20 protein-coding genes are annotated in these 24,533 nt (G+C 54.7%); 7 read left to right on the forward strand and 13 right to left on the reverse strand.

Translation table 11 applies throughout. The features are described 5' to 3' along the window. Positions 1-35 precede the first annotated feature (35 nt). Complete coding sequence (manA, locus tag QMG44_RS05965) at positions 36-1,211, reverse strand: mannose-6-phosphate isomerase (RefSeq protein WP_086532618.1); 1,176 nt, start codon at positions 1,209-1,211, stop codon at positions 36-38. A gap of 197 nt (positions 1,212-1,408) precedes the next feature. Here manA and fumA point away from each other — a divergent pair, with 197 nt between their 5' ends. Both fumA and fumC read left to right on the forward strand, forming a co-directional pair. After that, entirely contained in the window at positions 1,409-3,055 is a 1,647-nt protein-coding gene (gene fumA, locus QMG44_RS05970) for a class I fumarate hydratase FumA (protein WP_025204339.1), read from the forward strand. Between the two features lie 137 nt (positions 3,056-3,192). Continuing rightward, positions 3,193-4,587, forward strand: a complete 1,395-nt coding sequence (gene fumC / locus QMG44_RS05975) for a class II fumarate hydratase (RefSeq protein WP_078773958.1) — start codon at positions 3,193-3,195, stop codon at positions 4,585-4,587. On the opposite strand, the gene tus is transcribed toward fumC, so the two are convergent. From tus to rstA, 3 genes are all read right to left on the reverse strand, one after another. Then, the gene (gene tus / locus QMG44_RS05980; protein ID WP_014169815.1) at positions 4,588-5,517 is read right to left on the reverse strand and encodes a DNA replication terminus site-binding protein; all 930 of its coding nucleotides are present in this window, start codon (positions 5,515-5,517) and stop codon (positions 4,588-4,590) included. 74 nt (positions 5,518-5,591) lie between these two features. Further along, entirely contained in the window at positions 5,592-6,890 is a 1,299-nt protein-coding gene (rstB, locus tag QMG44_RS05985; RefSeq protein ID WP_086532617.1) for a two-component system sensor histidine kinase RstB, read from the reverse strand. A gap of 483 nt (positions 6,891-7,373) precedes the next feature. Continuing rightward, a complete protein-coding gene (gene rstA / locus QMG44_RS05990) occupies positions 7,374-8,090 on the reverse strand; it encodes a two-component system response regulator RstA (protein ID WP_025204337.1) in 717 nt (238 codons plus the stop codon). Between the two features lie 128 nt (positions 8,091-8,218). Here rstA and QMG44_RS05995 point away from each other — a divergent pair, with 128 nt between their 5' ends. Then, entirely contained in the window at positions 8,219-8,554 is a 336-nt protein-coding gene (locus QMG44_RS05995) for a GlpM family protein (protein ID WP_025204336.1), read from the forward strand. On the opposite strand, the gene folM is transcribed toward QMG44_RS05995, so the two are convergent. From folM to ydgH, 3 genes are all read right to left on the reverse strand, one after another. Next, entirely contained in the window at positions 8,551-9,273 is a 723-nt protein-coding gene (gene folM, locus QMG44_RS06000) for a dihydromonapterin reductase (RefSeq protein WP_020884311.1), read from the reverse strand. The genes QMG44_RS05995 and folM overlap by 4 nt on opposite strands. A gap of 39 nt (positions 9,274-9,312) precedes the next feature. Continuing rightward, on the reverse strand, positions 9,313-10,695 hold the full coding sequence (locus tag QMG44_RS06005) for an amino acid permease (RefSeq protein WP_086532616.1): 1,383 nt from the start codon (positions 10,693-10,695) through the stop codon (positions 9,313-9,315). A 185-nt stretch (positions 10,696-10,880) separates the two neighbouring features. After that, positions 10,881-11,825, reverse strand: a complete 945-nt coding sequence (ydgH, locus tag QMG44_RS06010) for a DUF1471 family protein YdgH (protein WP_020884309.1) — start codon at positions 11,823-11,825, stop codon at positions 10,881-10,883. 535 nt (positions 11,826-12,360) lie between these two features. On the opposite strand from ydgH, the gene pntA reads away from it, so the two are divergent. Both pntA and pntB read left to right on the forward strand, forming a co-directional pair. Then, positions 12,361-13,890 (forward strand): Re/Si-specific NAD(P)(+) transhydrogenase subunit alpha, encoded by a 1,530-nt coding sequence (gene pntA / locus QMG44_RS06015; RefSeq protein WP_281853005.1) that lies wholly within the window; start codon positions 12,361-12,363, stop codon positions 13,888-13,890. 10 nt (positions 13,891-13,900) lie between these two features. Then, positions 13,901-15,289, forward strand: a complete 1,389-nt coding sequence (pntB, locus tag QMG44_RS06020; RefSeq protein ID WP_025204333.1) for a Re/Si-specific NAD(P)(+) transhydrogenase subunit beta — start codon at positions 13,901-13,903, stop codon at positions 15,287-15,289. Positions 15,290-15,339: 50 nt separating this feature from the next. Here the strand turns inward: pntB and uspE are convergent, their stop codons facing one another. The 6 genes from uspE to QMG44_RS06050 form a co-directional block, all read right to left on the reverse strand. Continuing rightward, the gene (gene uspE, locus QMG44_RS06025) at positions 15,340-16,290 is read right to left on the reverse strand and encodes a universal stress protein UspE (protein WP_014169827.1); all 951 of its coding nucleotides are present in this window, start codon (positions 16,288-16,290) and stop codon (positions 15,340-15,342) included. A gap of 439 nt (positions 16,291-16,729) precedes the next feature. After that, entirely contained in the window at positions 16,730-17,482 is a 753-nt protein-coding gene (gene fnr / locus QMG44_RS06030; protein WP_014070017.1) for a fumarate/nitrate reduction transcriptional regulator Fnr, read from the reverse strand. Between the two features lie 183 nt (positions 17,483-17,665). After that, positions 17,666-18,181, reverse strand: coding sequence for a methylated-DNA--[protein]-cysteine S-methyltransferase (ogt, locus tag QMG44_RS06035; RefSeq protein ID WP_020884306.1), 516 nt, complete (start codon positions 18,179-18,181; stop codon positions 17,666-17,668). A gap of 10 nt (positions 18,182-18,191) precedes the next feature. After that, the gene (gene abgT, locus QMG44_RS06040) at positions 18,192-19,718 is read right to left on the reverse strand and encodes a p-aminobenzoyl-glutamate transporter (RefSeq protein ID WP_086532614.1); all 1,527 of its coding nucleotides are present in this window, start codon (positions 19,716-19,718) and stop codon (positions 18,192-18,194) included. A gap of 44 nt (positions 19,719-19,762) precedes the next feature. Further along, positions 19,763-21,208, reverse strand: a complete 1,446-nt coding sequence (locus QMG44_RS06045) for a M20 family metallopeptidase (RefSeq protein WP_044857276.1) — start codon at positions 21,206-21,208, stop codon at positions 19,763-19,765. Next, on the reverse strand, positions 21,208-22,518 hold the full coding sequence (locus QMG44_RS06050; protein ID WP_047955516.1) for a M20 family metallo-hydrolase: 1,311 nt from the start codon (positions 22,516-22,518) through the stop codon (positions 21,208-21,210). Before QMG44_RS06050 ends, QMG44_RS06045 begins: the two co-directional genes overlap by 1 nt. 175 nt (positions 22,519-22,693) lie before the next feature. Between QMG44_RS06050 and QMG44_RS06055 the strand changes: the two genes are divergently transcribed. Both QMG44_RS06055 and smrA read left to right on the forward strand, forming a co-directional pair. After that, positions 22,694-23,605, forward strand: coding sequence for a LysR family transcriptional regulator (locus tag QMG44_RS06055; RefSeq protein WP_014169834.1), 912 nt, complete (start codon positions 22,694-22,696; stop codon positions 23,603-23,605). 356 nt (positions 23,606-23,961) lie between these two features. Then, positions 23,962-24,525 carry a DNA endonuclease SmrA gene (gene smrA / locus QMG44_RS06060; RefSeq protein WP_020884302.1) on the forward strand — a complete coding sequence of 188 codons (564 nt, stop codon included), beginning with the start codon at positions 23,962-23,964 and terminating at the stop codon, positions 24,523-24,525. Positions 24,526-24,533: the final 8 nt, after the last annotated feature.

Below are 24,533 nucleotides of genomic sequence, written 5' to 3' on the forward strand. Positions count from 1 at the left end.
GCTTAGCAAGAGTTGTTAAAAAATTCAGTAAGTGCTTATAGCTTATTAAAAACACGCGCCAGACGACCGGTACCGCTCACGCTCACCGGCGACTCGTTTGCCGCTACAAATGCCGATTCGCCTGGCTTGAGCACCAGACGCTCGCCACCTTTATGCAGCGTTGCTTCACCCTCAACGCAGAACAGGATTGCCGCGCTCTCCTGCGCGATGGCGGTTTCTGCCGGGCTCAGGTCATGTAGTGAGAAGGCAAAATCATCCACCGGGATCGGGAAGTCCAGCTCCGCACCCTGTTTAACAGGCTGAGTCAACAGGTGATCCGCAGGCTTCGCCTCAAACTTCACGTTGGCAACCAGCTCAGGGATATCAATGTATTTCGGCGTCAGGCCTGCACGCAGTACGTTGTCTGAGTTGGCCATCACCTCCAGCGCCACGCCCTGCAGGTAGGCGTGCGGGGTTTCAGCAAACAGGAACATCGCCTCGCCCGGGTTCAGCTTCACCACGTTCAGCAGCAGAGGGGAGAACAGGCCGCTGTCGTCCGGGTAGAATTCAGAAATCAGGCGGATGGTATCCCACGGCTCACCGTGCTGGCTGTCCAGCGCTGCTTTCAGCACCGCCAGGGCGTGAGATTTCTCTTCTCCCTGCATGTTCAGCAGGCTGGCGAAAAGCTGGCTCAGGCCTTCTGCATTCGGGTTTTCCAGGAAGTGAGCGATCGCGTTGTTAGCACCCGCCACCGGCTGCAGCAGGGAGATAATTTCTGAGAACTCGCGAAACGCGTTCATCGCCAGGAAGGGGGTCAGCGCAAAGACCAGTTCCGGCTTGTGGTTAGGATCTTTGTAGTTACGCTCGGCCGCATCTAACGGAATACCGGCCGCGTTCTCTTTCGCAAAGCCCATCTCAGAGGCTTTTTTATTCGGGTGAACCTGGATGGAGAGCGGCTGGTCGGCGCACAGCACTTTAAACAGGAACGGCAGCTCACCAAAAAGGCTGGCAACCTTGTCACCCAGCAGGGTGGCTTTGTCGGCATCAATCACGTCGCGCAGAGAGCGAACCTGGCCGCTTGCGTCTTCAATTTTTGAGCTGCTCTTCGGGTGCGCACCCATCCACAGTTCTGCCATTGGCAGGTTGTTTGGGTTCGCGATACCGTAGAGATCCGTTAACGCAGTTTTACTTCCCCAGGCGTAGTTTTGCACTGAGTTAATGAGTTTTTGCATTATCAAGCCCTGATTCAATGGTGGAATTAACTCCGAGTATTAAAGCAATAAACCACATGGAAGTAACCTGTGGATGTAAAAAGTCGTACTAGTCTCAGTTTTTGTTAAAAAATTGTGTAGGATAAGCTGACTCGCTTTTAAGCGGGCAGCGGAACATCTGCCCAAATAATCAGACTGAAGCAGTAAGTGAGAGAACAATGTCGAACAAACCCTTTCATTATCAGGATCCTTTCCCCCTCAGTAAGGATCAAACCGAATATTACCTGTTAACCCGCGATCACGTCTCCGTCTCTGAATTCGAAGGGCAGGAGATCCTCAAGGTCGATCCGCAGGCGCTGACGTTACTGGCGCAGCAGGCTTTCCACGACGCCTCGTTTATGCTCCGCCCTGCGCACCAGCAGCAGGTTGCCGATATCCTGAGCGACCCGCAGGCCAGCGAAAACGACAAATACGTCGCCCTGCAGTTCCTGCGTAACTCGGATATCGCGGCGAAAGGTATTTTACCTACCTGCCAGGACACCGGCACGGCCATCATTGTGGGTAAAAAAGGCCAGCGCGTCTGGACCGGCGGCGGCGACGAAGCGGCGCTGGCGCACGGCGTGTACAACACCTACACCGAAGACAACCTGCGCTACTCGCAAAACGCGGCGCTGGATATGTACAAAGAGGTCAACACGGGCACAAACCTGCCTGCGCAGATTGACCTGTATAGCGTGGACGGTGATGAATACAAATTCCTCTGCATCGCCAAAGGTGGCGGTTCAGCGAACAAAACCTATCTCTACCAGGAAACCAAAGCGCTGCTCACGCCGGGCAAGCTGAAGAATTACCTGGTTGAGAAAATGCGCACGCTCGGCACCGCTGCCTGCCCGCCGTACCATATTGCCTTTGTGATTGGCGGTACGTCAGCAGAGAGCACCCTGAAAACGGTGAAGCTGGCGTCGACCAAATACTACGACGGCCTGCCTACCGAAGGGAACGAGCACGGCCAGGCGTTCCGCGATGTTCAGCTTGAACAGGAACTGCTGGAAGAAGCGCGTAACCTTGGCCTGGGTGCGCAGTTCGGCGGCAAATATTTTGCCCATGATGTGCGTGTGATCCGTCTGCCGCGCCACGGCGCCTCCTGTCCGGTCGGGATGGGGGTCTCCTGTTCTGCGGATCGTAACATCAAGGCGAAGATCAACCGCGAAGGCGTCTGGATCGAAAAACTGGAAAACAACCCAGGGAAGTACATTCCTGAAGCGTTGCGCAAAGCGGGAGAGGGTGAAGCCGTTCACGTTGACCTGAACCGTCCGATGAAAGAGATTCTGGCGCAGCTGTCTCAGTATCCGGTGTCGACCCGTCTCTCTCTTAACGGAACCATCATCGTTGGTCGTGACATCGCTCACGCGAAACTGAAAGAGCGTCTGGACAACGGTGAAGGGCTGCCGCAGTACATCAAAGATCACCCGATTTACTATGCAGGCCCGGCCAAAACGCCAGAAGGCTACGCCTCTGGCTCGTTAGGCCCGACCACCGCAGGCCGTATGGACTCGTATGTTGACCAGCTGCAGGCCAACGGCGGCAGCATGATCATGCTGGCAAAAGGAAACCGTAGCCAGCAGGTGACGGATGCCTGCCATAAACACGGTGGCTTCTACCTGGGCAGCATCGGCGGTCCGGCTGCCGTACTCGCGCAGGGCAGCATCAAGAGCCTGGAGTGCATTGAATACCCGGAACTGGGTATGGAAGCTATCTGGAAAATTGAAGTGGAAGATTTCCCGGCGTTTATCCTTGTGGATGACAAAGGTAACGACTTCTTCAGGCAGATCCAGTCCTCTCAATGTTCGGCGTGTGTGAAGTAATCTACTATAGCCGGGTGGCGTTCACGTCACCCGGCACATCAAAGAGCGCACAAAGCGCCATTTCTTTTCTGTAAAGCAATCAATACTTATCTCTGAAGCATGTGAGCAATCCCGACAGTGTTATCAAGGAGAAAGTAATGACTACGGTACGCCGTGAGAAAGACTCTATGGGCGCGATCGATGTCCCGGCTGACAAGCTATGGGGCGCGCAAACCCAGCGTTCGCTGGAACATTTCCGTATTTCGACCGAGAAAATGCCCGTCTCGCTGATTCAGGCGCTGGCGCTCACTAAACGTGCGGCCGCCAAAGTGAATCAGGATTTAGGCCTGCTGGCGGCAGATAAGGCCACCGCGATTATCACTGCTGCCGATGAAGTGCTGGCCGGCAAGCATCCCGATGAATTCCCCCTCGCCATCTGGCAGACCGGTTCTGGCACCCAGAGCAACATGAATATGAACGAAGTGCTGGCGAACCGGGCAAGCGAACTGCTGGGCGGCGTGCGCGGTATGGAGCGTAAGGTTCACCCGAACGATGACGTAAACAAAAGCCAAAGTTCGAACGACGTCTTCCCGACGGCGATGCACGTGGCGGCGGTGATTGCGCTTCGTGAACAGCTGATCCCGCAGCTCAACGTGCTTAAAATCACCCTTAGCGAGAAGGCGCAGGCTTTCAGCGATATCGTCAAAATAGGACGTACTCACCTGCAGGATGCCACGCCGCTGACGCTCGGCCAGGAGATTTCCGGCTGGGTGGCAATGCTAGAACATAACCTCAAGCATATCGAGTACAGCCTGCCGCATCTTGCAGAGCTGGCGCTGGGCGGAACGGCGGTCGGTACGGGGTTAAATACCCATCCGGAATATGCGGTGCGCGTTGCCGACGAGCTGGCGGCCATCACCGGGCAGCCGTTTATCACGGCGCCGAATAAGTTTGAAGCGCTGGCCACCTGTGATGCGCTGGTTCATACCCACGGTGCCCTCAAGGGGCTGGCAGCGTCGTTGATGAAAATCGCCAATGATGTGCGCTGGCTGGCCTCGGGTCCCCGTTGCGGTATCGGTGAAATTAGCATTCCGGAGAACGAGCCGGGTAGCTCAATCATGCCGGGCAAAGTAAACCCGACCCAATGTGAAGCCATGACCATGCTCTGCTGTCAGGTAATGGGTAACGACGTTGCCGTTAACATGGGCGGCGCGTCCGGTAACTTTGAGCTGAACGTCTATCGCCCGATGGTGATTCACAACGTGCTTCAGTCCATACGCCTGCTGGCGGACGGTATGGAGAGTTTCAACGAGCACTGTGCGTCAGGCATTGAGCCAAACCGCGAGCGCATCAGCCAGTTGCTCAATGAGTCGTTGATGCTGGTGACCGCGCTGAATACCCATATCGGCTACGACAAAGCCGCTGAGATTGCGAAAAAAGCGCATAAAGAGGGGCTGACGCTGAAAGCCTCCGCTCTGGCATTGGGTTACCTGACGGAGGCTGAGTTTGATGCATGGGTACGCCCGGAATCGATGGTCGGCAGCCTGAAATAATCACTGCGCCACATACAGGTGCAGCCGCGGAATGATCAGCTGCAGCGGTTGCGCCTGAGGTCTGTAACGATGCTGGACATTTTCAGCATCGTAATTCAGCAGTTCGCCAATATCCGGCACAATGGCCCCTTGATCGGCATCATAAAGTGCGATCAGCGGCGTCGGGCAGGCATACTGTACCTGCTTTTGCTGGCCGGAATACCAGACGCGCGCGATAGGCTGCACCTTCACCGGACGCTTAATCTTAAGCCGGGTATCTGCCGGCAGTGAGGCGATGCTGTGGTACTCCTGCTCAAGCCGTTCAATCCACTGCTCGCGTGACCACGGTGCGACAGTCCGCGGTGCCTTCAGACTCTTTTCCAGCTGCGCCAGAATGTCATCCCGGGTGAAGTTTTTAATGATGTGCTTGTTGGCCCAGCCGAAGCGAAGCGTAGCGGGATGACGCAGTACCGTCAGCGTACGGTAGGCATTCAGGGTGATTAATCCCGGTAGCTGTCGGTGTACCCATTCAAAGCGGGCGGCAGGGGCCAGACCCGACTCTTCAGTGATGATCTTTTCAAACGTCGCCTTAAGCGTGTTGATATGCGCAATCTGGTTTTCCAGCGCTTCTCGCGTTGTTGCATCAGTTTGCAGGCAGATTACGCCCGGCAGACGAACGGCCGCCTTACTGCTGCGGTTTTCTGACTGCTGCTGGATAAACAGGCGACGGTAGTGCCGCAGCGTCAGTTCCAGCGCCGCTTTGCCGATATGCTGCTGCACCTCTATGGTTTCCAGCGGGTCGTGTTCAGCGCCTTTCACCACATCCGGCAGGGTAAAGACCCGCGCGGCTAACAGGCGGCAGGTCTGCAAACGTTCGGTCAGAGTCAGTAACTCGTGTTCAATGTCGCGGAACGTGCTGTTCAGCCTTTCGATGAGATCGTACGTCGCCATGATAACTCTTCATTAGTTACAACATACTTATCATATAGCACAGCACGCCGGGTCAGGCCAGCGTGCGATAAAGGTCAGGTAGGGACGGGAAGGGTGATGTTGTGATATACCGGCCAGCTAAAGCAGAAGCGCGCGCCGCCGAGCGCGCTCTCTTCACAATGCACCGTGCCGCCCATCGCCTGCGCAATGGAGTAAACAATTGCCAGCCCGAGGCCACATCCCCCCGTGGCACGATCGCGGCTGGGGTCGAGGCGTACAAACGGCTCAAACACCGTTTCACGCGCTTCCGGGGCGATGCCCGGTCCGTCATCCTCAACCGTCAGACAGGCCTGACTACCCTGTAAATCTAAGCCAATCTGCAGCGTGCTCTCGCTATAGCGCATGGCGTTGTTCATCAGATTATCCAGCACGCGTTCCATCAGACGCATATCCAGTGCGCCATAATCGCCGGGCGTGACGTGTGTCAGCAGCGTACGTTGCGGGTTTACGCTCTGGACATCATCGATATGGGTTTGTAACCAGCCGGGCAGGTCCGGCGTACTGAGGTTCAGTTCGTTTTGCGGGCGATCGAGGCGCGCGTAGGTCAGGAGCTCCTCAATGAGGCCCTCAAGCTGACCAATGTCGCGGTTCAGCGCCTGAGACTCGGCCTCCGTCAGGTTTTCGCTCATCTCCAGCCGATAGCGCAGGCGTACCAGCGGCGTACGCAGCTCGTGAGCAATTCCGTCAATGAGTTGTTTTTTACTGATAATCAGCGCATTGATGTTATCGGCCATCTGGTTAAACGCCACGCCAAGACGTTCGAAGCTGGAACCGCTGTCGAAGTGAATGCGCTCGGTAAAATGCCCGTCACCAAAACGTTGCGCAGCTGATTCCAGTTTCAGCATGTCTTGCCAGTGTGGCCTCATCCAGATAAAGACCGGGAACGCGAGCGAAATGGCAATGAAAGCCAGCAGGGCAAGGTCCAGCAGGCGCATCTGGTGCAGATAATAGAGATAAGGTACCGGCCCCACGGCCAGAACGTAATGGCTCCGTGGAATGCGCTGGATAAAGGTATATTTCTCATCCAGCGCCACAATGTCCCCGTCACGCAGTCGCTGCATGGCGGGTGGCTCTAAATCGAAATCCTTCATCGGCTCGATGCGCAGATCAAACGACAGGTTCAGATCCAGCTCTTTTAAGGTCTTGGCCCAGTCGTGTGGCGGGATCTCTCGCAGCTCGCTGCGCATCAGGTAGAGCGAGCTTTTCATTAAATCATCCAGTGACTGCCTGCCCGCACGTTCGGCGGTGAATTTATAGACCAGCCCAACCAGCATGGTCATCACCAGGAAGCAGACAAACAGCAGGAGATAAAACTGTACAAACAGCTTTTTCATTCAATATCACCGAAAATCAATACGTTAATAACCTGCGTCGAAGACAAACACGCAAACCCAAACTAGTTACACATACCGCTCGGTTTTTTACGGGGCCCGCATTGTGAGTAATCCCACAGAACGTACCCTTTTGATTTCATACAGTCTTCTATTTTTTTGATCCTGGAATCTTGCTGTTCTATCGTTTCGCCCGGCAGCAGGCGGTTACGACTGAAGTTTTCGTCCCATGAATTGAGCGAATACTTTCGATCAACGCCGCAGGCGTACAAATCCTCACGGCGTTGTTGCACATTGGTATGGCCCGGGGTCCAGGGATTCTGGATAGTCTGAATATACGGAACATAGTCATAATTACTTGAATCCATATCTGCGACAACGCATCCGGTTAACCCAAAACAGCAGATCAGGCTGAGTGTTCTTATTTTATGCAACTGTCAGACCTCGTCTGCGTAATGTTTTAAACAGTGTCGTGGGGAACCGGCATCAGGTTTCCCAGGCGTGAGGCGCGAACAGATAGCCCTTGTTACGCACGGTTTTAATGCGGTACGGCTCAGTGGCATTATCCTGCAGTTTTTTACGCAGGCGCGAAATAGCCACGTCAACGCTGCGATCCATTCCGTCGTAGCTGACGCCGCGCAGGTTTTTCAGTAATGCATCGCGATCCATGATCTGCCCGGCGTGGGTTGCCAGTTCCCAGAGCAGGTCAAAATCTGCGGTGGAAAGGGCGATAAGCTCGCCAGAAAGCAGAACCTGACGGTTAATCGGATCAATAGACAAGGTACCAAAACGCATCGCTTTGTGCGGGGTCAGCGACTGAGCAGGCGCTTCTCGTTCAACGCTGGCACGCTGGCGTAAATGAAGGCGCAGACGAGCAAGGAGGACGGCAGGGGGCGTGGTTTTCAGAATGTAGTCATTGGCACCCATTTCGAGTGACAAAATATGGTTCATGTCGCTGTCCAGCGAGGTCAGCAGCACGATAGGGCCCTCCCACCGGGCGCGCAGATCGCGGCAGACCGTCATGCCATCTTTGCCGGGCAGCATGATGTCCAGCAGCACCAGGTCCGGGTTTTCACGTAAGACCACCTCTTCGGCACGATCGCCACGAGGCTCAACAATGACGTCCATATCATGTTTACCCAGATAGGCGGCGATCAATTGCCCCACTTCGGGCTCGTCTTCAACATAAACAATCTTATTCATACAACGTCTGTTATCGTGAAAAAAGCCAACATACACCGCACAACCTTAACGTTCCATTAATCTTTCATAATTAACGCCAGTTCCGTTATTCTGGCTCATAGTGTTATTTGATTGTTATAGGGAAAAAGATGGGGCTGGTGATAAAAGCCGCGTTGGGTGCGCTGGTGGTGTTACTGATTGGTGTTCTGGCTAAAACCAGGAATTATTATATTGCCGGGCTGATCCCACTCTTCCCGACCTTTGCGTTAATAGCGCACTATATTGTCGCCTCAGAACGAGGCACGGAAGCATTGCGTACGACCATCGTGTTCGGGATGTGGTCGATCATCCCTTATTTTCTCTATCTGCTTTCGCTGTGGTACTTCACCGGTTTTATGCGACTTCCCCTGGCGCTGAGCGGGGCCGTTGTCTGCTGGGGACTCAGCGCCTGGGTGCTTATCTTCTTCTGGAGCCGCTTTCACTAGCGCAGCGGTCGACCGCCGTCCACGGCAAAGGTTCTGCCAGTGACGTAGCAACTGGTGAGCAGATAATCGATAAGATCGATAACCTCTTTTTCACCTGGCGCAATTTTCATCAGCGATTTATTCAGCGCCTGCTGGCGATACTCCGCATCATCGTCTTCGTTGAACAAAATCATCGCCGGGGCGATGGCGTTGACCTTAACTTCAGGGGCAAGTTTACGGGCGAACGAACGCGTCATGTTATCGAGTGCGGCTTTACTGGCCGCATAGGCGATGTGCTTGTCGCTGCCGCGCTCCACGACGTAATCGGTGAAATGAATAATATCACCCGCCGCATGTCCGTGACCGCGCAACAGGTCGAGCAGGGCATGGTTCAGCAGATAGGGCGCATTGACGTGGATCTGCAGCATGCAGGAGAGCGTTTCGCTGAGTGGCGTACCGGATTTTTCGGGAAGCCAGGCGCTGGCATTATGGATAATGGCGCGCAGCCCGGGGGTGGTAGATTTCACTTTATCAGCGAAGGCCAGAATACCGTCATCGGTTGAGAAATCGGCCTGAATGCAGATCGCACCGGCTTTGCGTAGCCCCTCAATCGAGGGATATTCGCTGCGGTAACTGATGATGACCGGATGGCGAAGATTGAGAAAGTGATGGGCAAGGGCGAGGCCGATACGACGGCCTCCACCAGTAATCAGTATTGGGCGTTGCTGCGCGTTTCCCATCGTGTTCTCCTTTTCAGTTCAACAATGGGAAAGGCGATTCTATCCCATTAACATCCAGGTTGCCGGTACGGCAGCAACCAGTAACAGCCCGATTAAGGCCATCTCACGGCGTCTAAGCGCGTTCTCTAACTGATGCGTGCGGCGGGCGTAGATAAACACCAGCAGGCCCGGTGCATACAACACCACCGACAGCAGCAGATGCATAGGCCCGGAAGCATACAACAACCACAGGCCGTAAATACAGGCTCCGACACCCACCACATAGTGCGCCGGACGTGTGGCGATTTTTAACAGATATGCACCCACTAAGAAATAGGGTACCAGAATCATCTCCGAGGCGATGGTCAGCAGAGTGTTATAGTCTGAACCTGTGAGCCAGATCAGCACCAGACAGACCTGAACGCTGATGTTGGTCAGCCAGAGTGAGGCCGACGGCGCGCTGTTTTTGTTTTGACGAGCAAACAGGCGTGGAAATGCTTTGTGCGTTGCGGCCAGGAACGGCACTTCTGCCGCCATAATGGTCCAGCTCAGGTACGCGCCGCACACGGAGATAATCAGCCCCGCGGCAATCACCACGTCACCCCACGGTCCGAACATTTTCACCATCAGGCCCGCCATCGACGGGTTACGCATTTCGGCCAGTTCAGGACGCGCGACCACCCCCAGCGACAGCAGCGTCACCATCAGATACACGCCCAGCGCCGCCAGTACCGCCAGCAGCGTGGCGCGACCCACATCGCGCTTATTCCGCGCCCGGGCAGAGACCACGACGGCCCCTTCAACACCGATGAAGACCCACAGGGTGATCAGCATGGTGTTTTTGACCTGCTCCCAGACCGGTACGCCCAGCGCGACACCGCTGAAATCGAGACTGAACACATCGAGACGGAACGCCATAAAGGCCAGCACGATAAACAGGCCGAGCGGAACCAGTTTGGCCAGAGTTGCCACCAGGTTAATGCTGGCCGCCGTCTGTACGCCACGTAGAATCAACCAGTGAACAACCCAAAGCAGTACCGAGGCGCCCACAATGGACTGCCAGGTATTGCCGTCGCCAAAGAACCGCAGTTCAGGGGTATCGGTAAAGAAACTGAGCGCCGAAAAGATGATCACCAGGTAGGAGACGTTTGCGATGACCGCACACAGCCAGTAGCCCCATGCGGAACAGAAGCCAATCAGTTCGCCGAAACCTTCACGGGCGTAAGTGAAAATCCCCCCATCCAGATCCGGGCGGATGCGGGTCAGAAGCAGCATTGCGAACGCCAGCAACAAAATCCCGGCACCCGTGATGCCCCACCCTATAAGCAGTGCGGCAGGGCTTGCGACCGCCGCCATATTCTGCGGTAAGCTGAATACGCCCGCACCCAGCATTGAGCTCAAAACGAGTGCAGTCAAAGCACTCAGGCCTAGTTTCTTTTCCATTGGCTTCCTGTTATGAAAGGTCCAAATCCAGAATAATTATTTCGCACAGGCGCATAAAAATGGTGGATCACACTAAGGCGCGGGATTTTACGGAGTGTCACGAAAGCATGCAATGACGTGGGGCCGAATTTCAAAAAAAAGTAACAAAAAAGGCGGCATTGCGCCGCCTCGGGTCAACCGTTCTGTTACTTGTACAGGTCGGCGCTGATGGTCACGTTGTTACCACGTTCCTGCCACTGGCGGGTGATGTGGTAATACTTCGCCCCTTTCTTCGCCGCACGTTTCGCGACCTGATAAGAGACTTCCGTCATGTTGCCGTAGTTGCCGGTAAATTTAATGCTGTCGAACGGCACCATCTGCGCTGCAGTGGCTTTGTTCAGCTCTTCAATTTTGGTTCCGTCTGGCAGGGTAACGGAGTAACGGCCACCTTTGGTGGATTGCGTTTCGAAGAAACGGCCCACTTCAGCGCTTGGTGCGGCAGAGGTGGCTACGCCTGGAATTTCCACTTTCTTCGCTTCTTCGCCGCCTTTCGCTATCGCCGCACGACCCGCTTCGGAATCAGCAGGAATAGCGTCCGGGCTTTGCAGAACGCGTTTTTTCGCATCTTCTTTATAGATGAACGCGGTAATGCGCTGGTTGCCACCCTGGTTAGCATCGACCTGACGCACGATAAAGAAAGAGTACGCGCCTTTTTCTTTTGCGGCTTTGGTGATGGCATCGTTCACTTCAGGCTGGCTGCGATAGAAGCCCTGCACGGTGACGGTGTCATAAGGTTCCAGCTCAATCGCCTGATCTTTCGGTAATTCAACGACGCCGTTAATCACGCGGTTTTTCGGCGCGTCAGCTTTCGGCGCATTGTCTTTATACAGCGCAATGGTCACGCGCTGGTTACCGCTGTTGCCGGAGTCAGACTGATCAACAACGTAAAACGAGGCCGCACCGTTTTTATCGGCGGCTTTTGATGCGGCGGCGACGGCATCGCCAATAGAATTATAACGACCCACAATGACCGTATGGTCAAAAGGTTTTAACGCTGCCGCTTGCTCCGGCGTTAACTCTGTCGCGGCATTCGCAGACAGGGCGGTCGCGGAGAGAAGTGCGGACGCCAGGAGTGTGTTCTTAAGCTTCATAAAAATAATCCTTCGCCTTGCGCAAACCATGTACTGGTATTGTTGTTAATTTGAGACGGTCCCGATTATGGCATTTAAAACCCGTCGCTGTCTGCGCCATTTTTCACAGCCTGTGCTCACTGAATCATCTGATTTGATAACATTTAGTGATATGTTGAAAAAACAGGCGTCTGACAAGCAAAACTGATAAAGCTTATGACTTTTACAAGTTAATTTAATGTTAATAAGTTGTTCTCTAATGGCGCTATATCATGTTTTTACCGCTTCGCTTGCGCTATTTATCGGTCTCAGCGATGAATTTAAGGTAAATATCACTGTCAGCGACGCAGATCACTTATTTTTCACAGATAAAGTAAGAAATAGTGTTTTCTGGCGGTAGATCACGGGCGTTATTTTCAGTAGGTTATAGAAAGTTTGTTACTGTTTTATTTTCTGGGGTTAATCATATGTCGTCGCTGTCCTGCTGGCGAAAGTTGATACAAACCGCGGGCATTTATCGACAAACCATCATCAAAAACCGATGGAAGGGAAAACTATGCGTATTGGGGTACCAAAAGAACGGTTAGCCAATGAAACCCGCGTAGCGGCAACACCGAAAACGGTGGAGCAACTGCTTAAACTGGGTTTTACCGTCGCAGTTGAACGCGGCGCGGGCAAACTGGCGAGTTTCGATGACGAGGCCTTTATTCAGGCTGCCGCGGAAGTGGTGGACGGTGCTGAAGTCTGGCAGTCGCCCGTTATTCTCAAGGTTAATGCGCCGGAAGAGAGCGAGATTGAACTGCTGAATCCTGGCACGACGCTGGTGAGCTTCATCTGGCCTGCACAGAATCCTGAGTTGATGGAGAAGCTGGCAGCACGTGGCGTGACCGTGATGGCCATGGACTCCGTGCCGCGTATTTCGCGCGCGCAGTCGCTGGATGCCTTAAGTTCCATGGCGAATATCGCCGGTTACCGCGCGATTGTTGAGGCGGCGCATGAGTTTGGTCGCTTCTTTACCGGTCAGATCACTGCGGCAGGGAAAGTGCCTCCGGCGAAAGTGATGGTGATTGGCGCGGGCGTGGCGGGTCTTGCGGCTATCGGCGCGGCAAACAGCCTGGGCGCTATCGTACGCGCTTTTGACACCCGCCCTGAAGTAAAAGAACAAGTCCAAAGTATGGGTGCCGAATTCCTTGAGCTGGACTTCAAGGAAGAAGCGGGCAGCGGTGACGGTTACGCGAAGGTCATGTCCGAAGCCTTTATCAAAGCGGAAATGGAACTCTTCGCCGCGCAGGCCAAAGATGTCGACATCATTGTCACTACCGCGCTTATCCCCGGTAAACCCGCGCCGAAGCTGATTACCCGTGAGATGGTTGACTCAATGAAGTCGGGCAGCGTGATCGTCGACCTGGCGTCGCAGAACGGTGGCAACTGTGAATACACCGTGCCAAATCAGGTGACCACAACCGCTAACGGCGTGAAGGTGATCGGGTATACCGATTTGCCGGGCCGTCTGCCAACCCAGTCTTCTCAGCTGTACGGTACCAACCTTGTTAACCTGCTGAAACTGCTCTGCAAAGAGAAAGACGGCAACATCACCGTTGATTTTGACGATGTTGTTGTGCGTGGCGTAACGGTGGTGCGTGAAGGCGAAATCACCTGGCCTGCGCCACCGATTCAGGTGTCCGCGCAGCCTCAGGCGGCACCGAAAGCGGCACCTGAGCCTAAAGAGCCTGCTAAACCGGCTTCTCCGTGGCGTAAGTACGCGATCATGGCGCTGGTCATTATTCTGTTTGGCTGGCTGGCAGATGTCGCGCCGAAAGAATTCCTCGGCCACTTTACCGTCTTCGCGCTCTCGTGTGTGGTGGGGTACTACGTCGTGTGGAATGTCTCCCATGCGCTGCATACGCCACTGATGTCGGTCACTAACGCCATCTCCGGGATTATCGTGGTCGGGGCGCTGCTGCAGATTGGCCACGGCGGCTGGGTAAGCTTCCTGAGCTTTATCGCGGTGCTGATCGCCAGTATCAATATTTTCGGTGGGTTCACCGTGACTCAGCGCATGCTGAAAATGTTTCGTAAAGGCTAAGGGGTAGCATATGTCTGGAGGATTAGTCACAGCCGCATACATTGTTGCTGCAATCCTGTTTATTTTCAGTCTGGCGGGGCTTTCCAAACACGAAACGTCTCAGCAGGGAAATAACTTTGGTATCGCCGGGATGGCGATTGCGCTGATTGCCACCATCTTCGGGCCGGACACCGGCAACGTTGCATGGATCCTGGTGGCGATGATCATCGGTGGCGCGATTGGTATTCGCCTGGCGAAACGCGTTGAAATGACCGAGATGCCGGAGCTGGTGGCCATTCTGCACAGCTTCGTGGGGCTGGCGGCGGTGCTGGTGGGCTTCAACAGCTACCTGTACCACACACCCGGTCTGGAACCGATTCTGGTCAATATCCATCTAACGGAAGTGTTCCTCGGCATCTTCATTGGTGCGGTGACCTTCACCGGCTCAATTGTCGCGTTCGGCAAACTGCGCGGTAAGATCTCTTCTAAACCGCTGATGCTGCCAAACCGTCACAAGCTGAACCTGGCGGCGCTGGTCGTGTCCTTTGTGCTGCTGGTGGTCTTCGTGCGCACTGAAAGCGTGGGCCTGCAGGTGCTGGCGTTACTGGTGATGACCCTGATTGCTCTGGCCTTTGGCTGGCACCTGGTGGCCTCCATTGGTGGTGCCGATATGCCAGTGGTTGTCTCCATGCTGAACTCCTACTCCGGTTGGGCCGCGGCGGCAGCAGGCTTCATGCTGAGCAACGATCTGTTGATCGTCACCGGTGCGCTGGTCGGTTCTTCTGGTGCGATCCTGTCTTACATCATGTGTAAGGCGATGAACCGTTCGTTTATCAGCGTTATCGCGGGTGGCTTTGGTTCGGACGGCTCCTCAACCGGTTCTGACGAAGAAGTGGGTGAGCACCGTGAGATCACCGCGGAAGATACCGCAGAGATGCTGAAAAACTCACACTCGGTCATCATTACCCCAGGCTACGGCATGGCGGTGGCACAGGCTCAGTATCCGGTTGCGGAGATCACCGAGAAGCTGCGTGCGCGTGGTATCAAGGTTCGCTTTGGCATTCACCCGGTAGCGGGGCGTCTGCCAGGCCACATGAACGTGCTGCTGGCGGAAGCGAAAGTGCCTTACGACATCGTGCTGGAGATGGATGAGATCAACGATGATTTCACCGATACCGACACCGTCCTGGTTATTGGTGCCAACGACACCGTTAACCCGGCGGCGCAGGACGATCCGCGTAGCCCAATCGCCGGTATGCCGGTTCTGGAAGTGTGGAAGGCGCAGAACGTGATTGTCTTCAAACGTTCCATGAACACCGGTTATGCAGGGGTTCAGAACCCGCTGTTCTTTAAAGAGAACACGCACATGCTGTTTGGCGATGCAAAAGCCAGTGTCGATGCGATTCTGAAATCGCTGTAAAGCAGCGACAAAAAAAACCGCCGGAAACGGCGGTTTTTTTATGTCTGAACTTAGTCGTCTTCCGGGTCGTCCAGTTCAACCGGTGTCTGATACTCATCCGGCTTGATGACCAGCAGGTCACAGCGCAGATGGTCGATCACCTGTTCGGCGGTATTGCCCAGGAATGCGGCAGAAATACCGGTCCGGCCAATGGTACCCAGTACCACAATCCCCGCCTGCAGATGTTCTGCTAAATCCGGGATCACCTCTTCAGGCAACCCTTTTTCCACATGTGTCATTTTCTCATCGATGCTGAATTTCTGGCGTAACGCCTTCATGGCCAGCAGGTGCTGCCCCCGGATCGCATCGTTATACACGCTCGGGTCAAATTCAGGCAGCTCGATGGCAATATTAATCGGTGTTACCGGGTAAGCGCCCACCAGATGGACTTCAGTGTGGTTAACCTGCTCGGCAAGCTGGATCGTCTCCTTGACCAGCTTTTCATTGAGCGAATTGTGGTAATCCTCCTCGCTCGCCAGGTTGACCGCCACGACGGCCTTGCCGCCTTCTGGCCACGGCTGGTCTTTTACCATCCACACCGGGCAAGGGCATTTACGCAGCAGGTGCCAGTCGGTAGGGGTAAAGATCACGGATTCAAGCTTGTCGTGCTGGTGCGCCATTTTCAGCAACAGGTCGTGCCCACCGGCGACCACTTCCTGGATAATGGCTTCGAAAGGTCGGTTATGCCAGACCACTTTAATATCGATAGGAACACCCGCTTCCAGGTAATATTTGGCCTGTTCACGGATCCACGCGGTACGCTGGCTGATCACTCCCTGACGCATTGCGGTGCGTTCGTCAGGCGACAGAAGGGTGGTCATCTCATATGAGAAGTCATAGATCGGCAAAAACGCTTTGATTTTGCCACCAATCCGTTGATGTAGATACACAGCACGTCGTAATGCCGGCTGATCGTCCTGGTTAGGATCGATAGCCACCAGCATGTTTTGATACTTTGCCATACAGGTCTCCTTACTACTGTCACCACAGTCTGTAATTAAAAGAGTAACCTATATATCTTGAATGAAACAGGGGGGAAGTTTTTGTCAGATCAATAAATCATGAAAATCTGTCACAGAAAAAGAACCGTTGTTGTTACCGCGATAAAGGCAATCAACAGCAGTATCATCACCGCAATCGCAAACGTCGTTGAATCCTGTACGTAGGTTTTTTCTTCACCCTTCATTGGCCCGACAAGCATGATCCAGATGAATATGAAGGTCACTGAGGCGATAACGACTGAAACGAAAAATAAACTTTCTCTCAATTCATAACCTCAACAAGAACCTTTCAGGGACTGAGTGGGGCGGTGCCAGGGAAACGTGGTGAAACGGAAGTGGTGACGTACCAGACCAATAGATCATAAAAATTTATCGGCCTGGCATCAATCATGCGGAGGCGTTATGCCACGTTGCGGGAGTGACCGGCAAGAACGGCCAGAGCTTCACCGTTTTCGATGGTAATGTATTTACCCTTAACGGCCAGCATTCCGCTTTTCTGGAAACGACCCAGCAGGCGGCTAATGGTTTCCACGGTCAGGCCCAGGTAGTTACCGATATCGCCACGCGTCATGGTCAGACGGAATTCACGCGGGGAGAAACCGCGCTCCGCGAAGCGGCGTGAGAGGTTATAGATAAACGCGGCCAGGCGTTCTTCTGCATTCTTTTTGGAAAGTAGCAGAATCATGTCCTGATCGCCTTTGATCTCACCGCTCATCAGACGCATCATCTGCTGACGCAGATTGGGCATTTTGCCTGAGAGATCGTCCAGCGTTTCAAACGGGATTTCGCAAACCATTGAGGTTTCCAGCGCCTGAGCAAAGCTCGGGTGATGGCCAGTACCGATGGCATCAAAGCCAACCAGGTCACCCGCCAGATGGAAGCCGGTGATCTGCTCATCACCCTGTTCCGTGATGGTGTAGCTTTTGATGGTGCCAGAACGGATAGCATAGAGCGATTTCAGTTCGTCTCCCGCTTTAAACAGCGTCTGCCCTTTCTGAATAGGCTTTTTGCGCTCGATGATATTATCAAGCTGATCGAGTTCATGCTCATTCAGGGTAAACGGGATACAGAGCTGGCTGATGCTGCAATCCTGGCAATGGATAGCACAACCGCCAGACTGAATGCGTCGTATAATTCGCTTTTCCGGGATCATAGGTTTGCTCAAGCCTTAATTGATATTGGTCAATTTTAACATCTTTTTGGTAAGTACGTAAGCCTGCCAAACCATCAATAAGGACAAGAGACGGCAACCTGTTGCCATCTTCTTGAAATTCCACAGCTTGATTATGGATTTTTAGCCTAACCGGAAGAAAATTAAGCACTAAAAGCCTGGAAACTAGAGCAGGAGATACCCCTCGTGACGCAGTAACCACTCCTTGCGCTGCACGCCACCGGCATAGCCGGTCAGGGTGCCGTTGCGGCCAATCACGCGGTGGCAGGGGACCACAATACTGACGGGGTTAGCGCCATTTGCCGCGCCGACCGCGCGGGCCGCGCCGGCACGGCCGAGTTGCCCGGCGAGCTGGCCGTAATGCATGACCTGTCCGCACGGAATACTGCGCAGTGCCTGCCAGACTTCGCGCTGGAAAGGTGTGCCTGCCGTGGCGGTCGGCAGGGTGTCAATGATGCTGAGATCGCCCTCGAAGTACGCCGTCAGTTTGTCGCTCAGGCCGCCTGGGTTGGTGGCGCTGATACGTTCATAACCCTGCGCGCGATAGTGCACGTTGAGCAACGTGTCCATCCTGTCGCTGTGTTCTTCCCACTCAACGGCGCGCAGACAGAACTGCTCGTCTGCAATCACCCACAGTGGACCAAGCGGCGTGGCAATTTTATCTTCGAGTAATCTCAGCATCGTTAATCCTTTAGTGCAGCCTTGGGTAAATCCCCGGCCCAATCGGCAGACCGACAAGATACCATGCCACCAGCATCACCAGCCATACCCCTAAAAAGATAAGCGGATAGGGTAAAACCAGCGAATAGTAGGTACCCAGTTTTGCCTCTGGTTTATAGCGCTGCAGGAAGCCTAAAAACAGCGGAACAAACGGTGAGACCGGTGCCAGCGGGATGACGGAGGAGTCTGCGATACGGAACAGGATCTGGGCAAACGCCGGGTGGAACCCCAGCATCATAAACATCGGCACAAAGATGGGAGCCAGAATCGACCAGATTGCCGAGCCGCTGGCGATAAACATGCACAGCAGTGACGACAGCAGCGCAAGGCCGACAAATGCCGGGACGCCGCTTAACCCCGCCGCTTCCAGCGCATCGGTCAGCCCCACGGCCATAAATTTGCCCATGTTGCTCCAGTTAAACATCGCCACGAACTGCGCCAGCGGGAACACCATCACAATAAAGCCCGCCATCTCTTTCATGGGTTCGATCATCAGCTGCGGCAGATCGCCCTGACGGCGAATTTTGCCGGTGGCGATCCCATAGGCGAGCGAAACGACAAAGAAAAACAGAATAATCAGCGGCACAATGCCCTGAATAAACGGCGAGGGGAGAACGGAATGTTTTACCGGATCGCGCAGGATGCCGTTTTCCGGTACCACCATCAGCGCGACCGCGGCAATAAACGCCAGCGAGACCACGCCTGCCACGCGCAGGCCAACGCGTTGCTCTTTACTCAGCGTCTCCAGCTTCTCATCGCTTCGGCCTTCCCATTTCCCTAAACGCGGCTCAATGAGCTTATCGGTAATCAGTCCGCCCACCAGGGTCAGCAGGACCACCGAGCTGGCCATAAAGTACCAGTTGTCGATGACGCTGACGTGCATCGCGGTGTCGATGGTTTTGGCCGCCTCCGTGCTGATGCCTGAGAGCAGGACATCGGTGGTCACGATCAGCAGGTTGGCGGTAAAGCCGCAGCCTACGCCCGCAATCGCCGACAGCAGACCCGCCACGGGATGGCGTCCGACGGCGAGGAAAATCAGAGCGCCCATGGGCGGCATGATCACCAGCGCGGCATCAGAGGAGATGTGGCTAAAGAAGGCGATAAACAGCACCATGTAGCTGGCGTAACGTGCGCTGACGTGGGAGGCCATTTTCACCATCAGCGCCGGTAACAGACCGACACGCTCGGCAAGCCCGGCGCCCAGTACCAGCGCCAGAATGGCCCCCAGCGGGGCGAAGCCGCTGAAGTTTTTAACCACATTCGGTAAGAACCAGTGCAACCCTTCGACACTCAACAGGTTCTTGACCGCCACCAGACTGCCATCGGCCGGACTGCGCACGCTGACATCAAAGGCGGACAGCACCGCTGTCGCCACCATCAAAACCACGATCAACCAGATAAAAAGCAGGAAAGGGTGCGGCACTTTATTACCGATCCTTTCAACCCAGCCATAGAGCTTACCGGATGGGGAATGCGAAGGTATGGAAGACATACTCATGGGCGTTCCTCGGGACTGTTGTTGTGTTGTTGTGTTGTGTTTTATTATTTTAAAGGTGACGGTGTCACGCCTGACGGAATCGGACACACGTACGGTTTTTCGGTGATTTGTTGTTCGAACTCTTCCCGGCATTGTTGCAGCAGCGTTGCATCCTGGAGCAGATTTAGCGCGGTTGCGCCCATCACTTTTCCGGCCAGCAGCATGCCTTTATGAGCAATTGAGGTTCGCCCCTGAGCCACGAGTTGCCAGGTATGCAAAGGCGTTCCGATGGTAAAGCAGGGGCTGAAACACTGTGCCACCGGCATTTTCCAGCTGACATCGCCCACATCGGTTGACCCGGCCAGTACGTTATCGGTAATGGCGTAAGGTGCGACCTCATCTGTCAGTAACATCTCCTGCTGACGGCGCGCAAAAGCGTTACCGGCTTCTCCCCCCGTCGCGGCAATGTTCTTCAGGCTGTTTTGCAGGTCATTTGGCGTTAGCGTGGCACGAATATCCTGCGCAAACTGGCGCTCCTCTTCCGTCCACTCTGGCGTGCCGTAATGCTGCAGGGCGCGATACATCGCCGCTTCGAGCGTGCGATTGGGCAGGTAGCTGGAGCAGGCTTTATCAAAGCGACACGCAACGGTGGTTTCGGTCATCATTGCCGCGCCCTGAGCAATTTTCTCGATACGTTCGTAGATCTGCTGCGCATCGGCCATTTCCGGCGCGCGGATCAGGTACAGCACTTCAGCCTGCGCCTGCACCACGTTGGGTGAGATTCCACCGGTATCGGTGATAGCGTAATGAACGCGCGCTTTCTCAATGATGTGTTCGTTGAGGAAATTGGTGCCGGTGGTCATCAGCGTTACGGCATCCAGCGCGCTACGCCCCAGATGTGGCGAGTTAGCAGCATGTGCCGCCACGCCGTGAAACCGCCAGGCGGCCTGAATATTGGCCAGCGTGCTGACGTTAAACATGCCGGCAAATGCTTCAGGGTGCCAGGTGACGGCGGCATCAACGTCATCAAACAAACCTTCGCGCACCATAAAGGTTTTCCCTGAACCGCCTTCTTCACCAGGACAGCCGTAGAAACGCACGGTGCCGCTCCCCCCGTGCTGCTCCAGCCAGCTTTTCACCGCAATGGCACCCGCCAGCGCTGCCGTTCCCAGCAAATTGTGGCCACAGCCGTGGCCGTTGGCACCCGGCGTGGCGGACTGTGCCGTCGCGCAATGTGCCTGCTGGCTCAATCCGGCCAGAGCATCATATTCCCCCAGCAGGGCGATAACGGGCTTACCGCTGCCGAAGCTGGCGATAAAGGCATTCGGAATCCCACCTGCTTCACGGGTCAGGGTGAAACCTTCCGCTTCCAGCGCGCCGGCAATCCGTTCCGCGGACCAGAACTCTTCAAAACGCGTTTCAGGGTGATCCCAGATGTCGTCGGCAATGCCGGTTAACAGCTGACATCGCGTGTCGATGGCATCGGCAATAAAAGCGTAGTTCTCCTGCATTACACACCTCGCGTCCACGGGAAATTAAGCGCAGTGCGCGCCAGCGTTTCGATAGCGAGGTTCATGACCTGCTCATCAAAATCAAATTTTTCATTGTGATGACCTGCGCTTAACTCGGTACCGAACACCATATACGACGCCATTCCGCCGTTCTGTTGCACGCGGGCCATCATCAGCGTCGCGTCTTCGGAACCTGCGGGGGCGTTGACTCTGTCAATGGCCTGCACCACGCCGGTAACCTGGCTTGCCTGCTGGCGCAGATAATCTACCCAGGCCGGTGTAGGGGCACTGGCGGTGGCGGCGCCCATCAGACGCATCTCGACGCTCACGCCGTAGAGTGCCGCCGCACCGGTAATCACGGCCTGCGCGCGTTCAAAGACGTACTGGTTAATGGCTTCGCTTACGCCGCGGGTTTCAACCTTGAGCAGGGCGTTAGCCGGCACGACGTTGCGTCCGCTGCCGGCCTGCATCACGCCGACATTCACCCGCGATGCACCTTCGCTGTGTGGGGCAATGCTGTGAAGCGCGATAGCGGCCTGAGCTGCGGCGAGCAGGGCATTCCGGCCGTCCTCCGGTTTACCGCCGGCGTGTGCGGCAACCCCGGTAAAATGCACATCGAACTTGGTGGTGGCCATAAAATTATCGCTGCCGCAGATCACCACACCGGCGGGCACACCGGTGCCAATGTGAATCGCGGTGAAGTAGTCCACATCGTCGAGCGCCCCGGCAGCCACCATGGCGCGAGCGCCTCGGGTGCCTTCCTCGGCAGGCTGGAAGATCAGTTTGATGGTGCCATTGAGTTGCGATTCATTCTGCTTAAGCACGTGCGCCAGCCCCAGACCAATGGTGGTGTGACCATCGTGGGCGCAGGCGTGCATCATCCCCGGGTTGCAGGAGGCAAACCCGTCGCGGAACGGGCGATGGCTGTCATCGAGTGCTTCGCTTAAATCCAGCGCGTCCATATCCACGCGAAACGCCAGCGTCGGGCCTGCGCGGCCGGTATTCAGGGTCGCCACAATGCCGGTAAATCCCCCTTCAAACGGGGTCAACCATTTCTCTGGTGCGCCTTGCGCCCGGGCGCGGGCAAACTCTCGCGCCAGCGTGGCGTCATCGGGTAATCCCATACGGCTTTCGGCGTCCACCACGTCGCGGCCCACCGCCAGCGAATAACCCAGCTGGTCTAAGATTTCCGCGACTTTCGCCGCCGTGCGAAATTCGAGCCATCCGGACTCCGCGAAATGGTGAAAATCGCGACGCCATGCGCTCAGTTGTGGGGCTAATGTCTGGATGTACTGCGCCAGTGATTCCATATCTGTTCCTGTCATCATTAAAATATGTGAACTGCTTCACGCTGTGATAGTTTTTACTTATCACTAACCGTTTTTTCACAGTTTTAACCGTTCAGGAATTACCCTCGCACATCCATTTCCATTAAAGTAGATGACAGTTTCTTTACTCTGATAAACAACGGTTATCGGTCGGGCTATGTCATTTCAGATTAAATTTCATCAAATCCGGGCGTTTGTTGAAGTCGCGCGTCAGGGCAGTATCCGCGGTGCCAGCAGGACGCTTAATCTTTCGCAACCGGCGCTGACCAAATCGATCAAAGAGCTGGAAGAGGGGATGGCGGCGCAGCTTTTTGTGCGCAGGAGTAAAGGCGTCGCATTGACCGAATGTGGGGAAGGGTTTTACTCGCGCGCCAGGCTGATTCTGGAAGAGTTACGCGCGGCGCAGGATGATATCCGCCAGCGCCAGGGGGAACTGGCCGGGCAGATTAATATTGGAATGGGAGCCAGTATTTCGCGAAGCCTTATGCCCGCGGTGATCACCCGCTTTCATGCACAACATCCGCAGGTAAAAGTCCGGATTATGGAAGGGCAACTGGTGTCGATGATCAATGAATTACGCCAGGGCGAGCTGGATTTCACCATCAACACCTATTATCAGGGGCCGTACGATCATGAGTTTACGTTTGAAAAATTGTTTGAAAAGCCTTTCGCCGTATTTTGTCGGGAAGGGCATCCGGCGACGGGCGCGACATCCATTACCGAATTGCTGAATTATAACTGGACAATGCCGACGCCACGCGGGAGTTATTATAAGCAATTGGAAGATGTTTTTACTCATCGCTCGCAAATACCGCGCATTGACGTTGTCTGCGAAACGTTTTCTTCCTGCATTAGCCTTGTTGCACAAAGTGATTTTTTAAGTATCCTGCCAAAGGAACTGGGCTGTGACCCGCTGCTGGCGCACCGTCTGGTTATGCTGCCCGTTGTCGAATCGCTACCTAAAGCGGCCTATTATTTAATTCAGCGCCGTGATTCTCGTCAGACACCCCTGACCGAATCGTTAATTACGCAATTCAGAAGAGAGGCGCGGAAAATAGTATCGGAGTGAAGCGGGGAGTAAAATAAAAAAACAGAGCCTGTCCGACATCAGACAGACCCTACAACACACAGCAGTGCTTCCCTTCGCAGATCCTGAATGTTATATCCGTGAAGCAGGTTTATTTAATTATAACACCCCACCCTCAAAAAGATATGTTTTAGCATCATTGATTCCACATTTTTTTTAACCTAAACTTTCTGTTTTATGTGTGCTGAAATTTAAGTTAAGTCGCGTTTAACTTTTGCGAAGAAATAATTTTTATATTCATCAGGTTAATATTTATGCCCTCATCCTGGGGTAGCGGTTATTGAGGCCCATGCCTGGCGCAGGTATAGTACAGGCTCAGATGTAGCGGGAGGATGTCCATGAACCCTGACGACAAATCACTTTTTCTTGACGCCATGGAGGGTATCCAGCCCCTGAAGCGCTGCACGGATATTCACTGGCAGCCGAGCCGCAACACGCGAACGCGTCAGGAGATTGATACCGAGCAACTGGATAACTTCCTGACCCTGGGCTTCCTGGAACTTCTGCCCCTGGAGGAGCCGCTGGCGTTCAGGCGGGAAGGGGTGCAACAGGGCGTTATTGATAAGCTCCGCTCGGGTAAATATTCCCGCCAGGCCAGCTTAAATCTGTTACGCCAGCCCGCCGAGCGTTGCCGGCAGATGCTGTTTTCCTTTATCCGCCAGGCTGGGCGCGATGGATTACGTAACCTGGTGATCATTCATGGAAAAGGGCGGGAGCAGAACGCCCACCCCAACGTGGTACGCAGCTATCTGGCGCGCTGGTTAACCGAGTTCGAGGAAGTGCAGGCCTTTTGCGTGGCGCTGCCGCATCACGGCGGCAGCGGAGCATGCTATGTTTCGTTACGAAAGTCTGACGAAGCGAAACAGGAGAACTGGGAACGGCACGCTAAGCGCAGCCGTTAAGCGCTTCT

Origin of the sequence: Enterobacter sp. 200527-13, assembly GCF_027924865.1 — a bacterium.
GTDB classification, from domain to species: Bacteria; Pseudomonadota; Gammaproteobacteria; order Enterobacterales; family Enterobacteriaceae; genus Enterobacter; species Enterobacter ludwigii.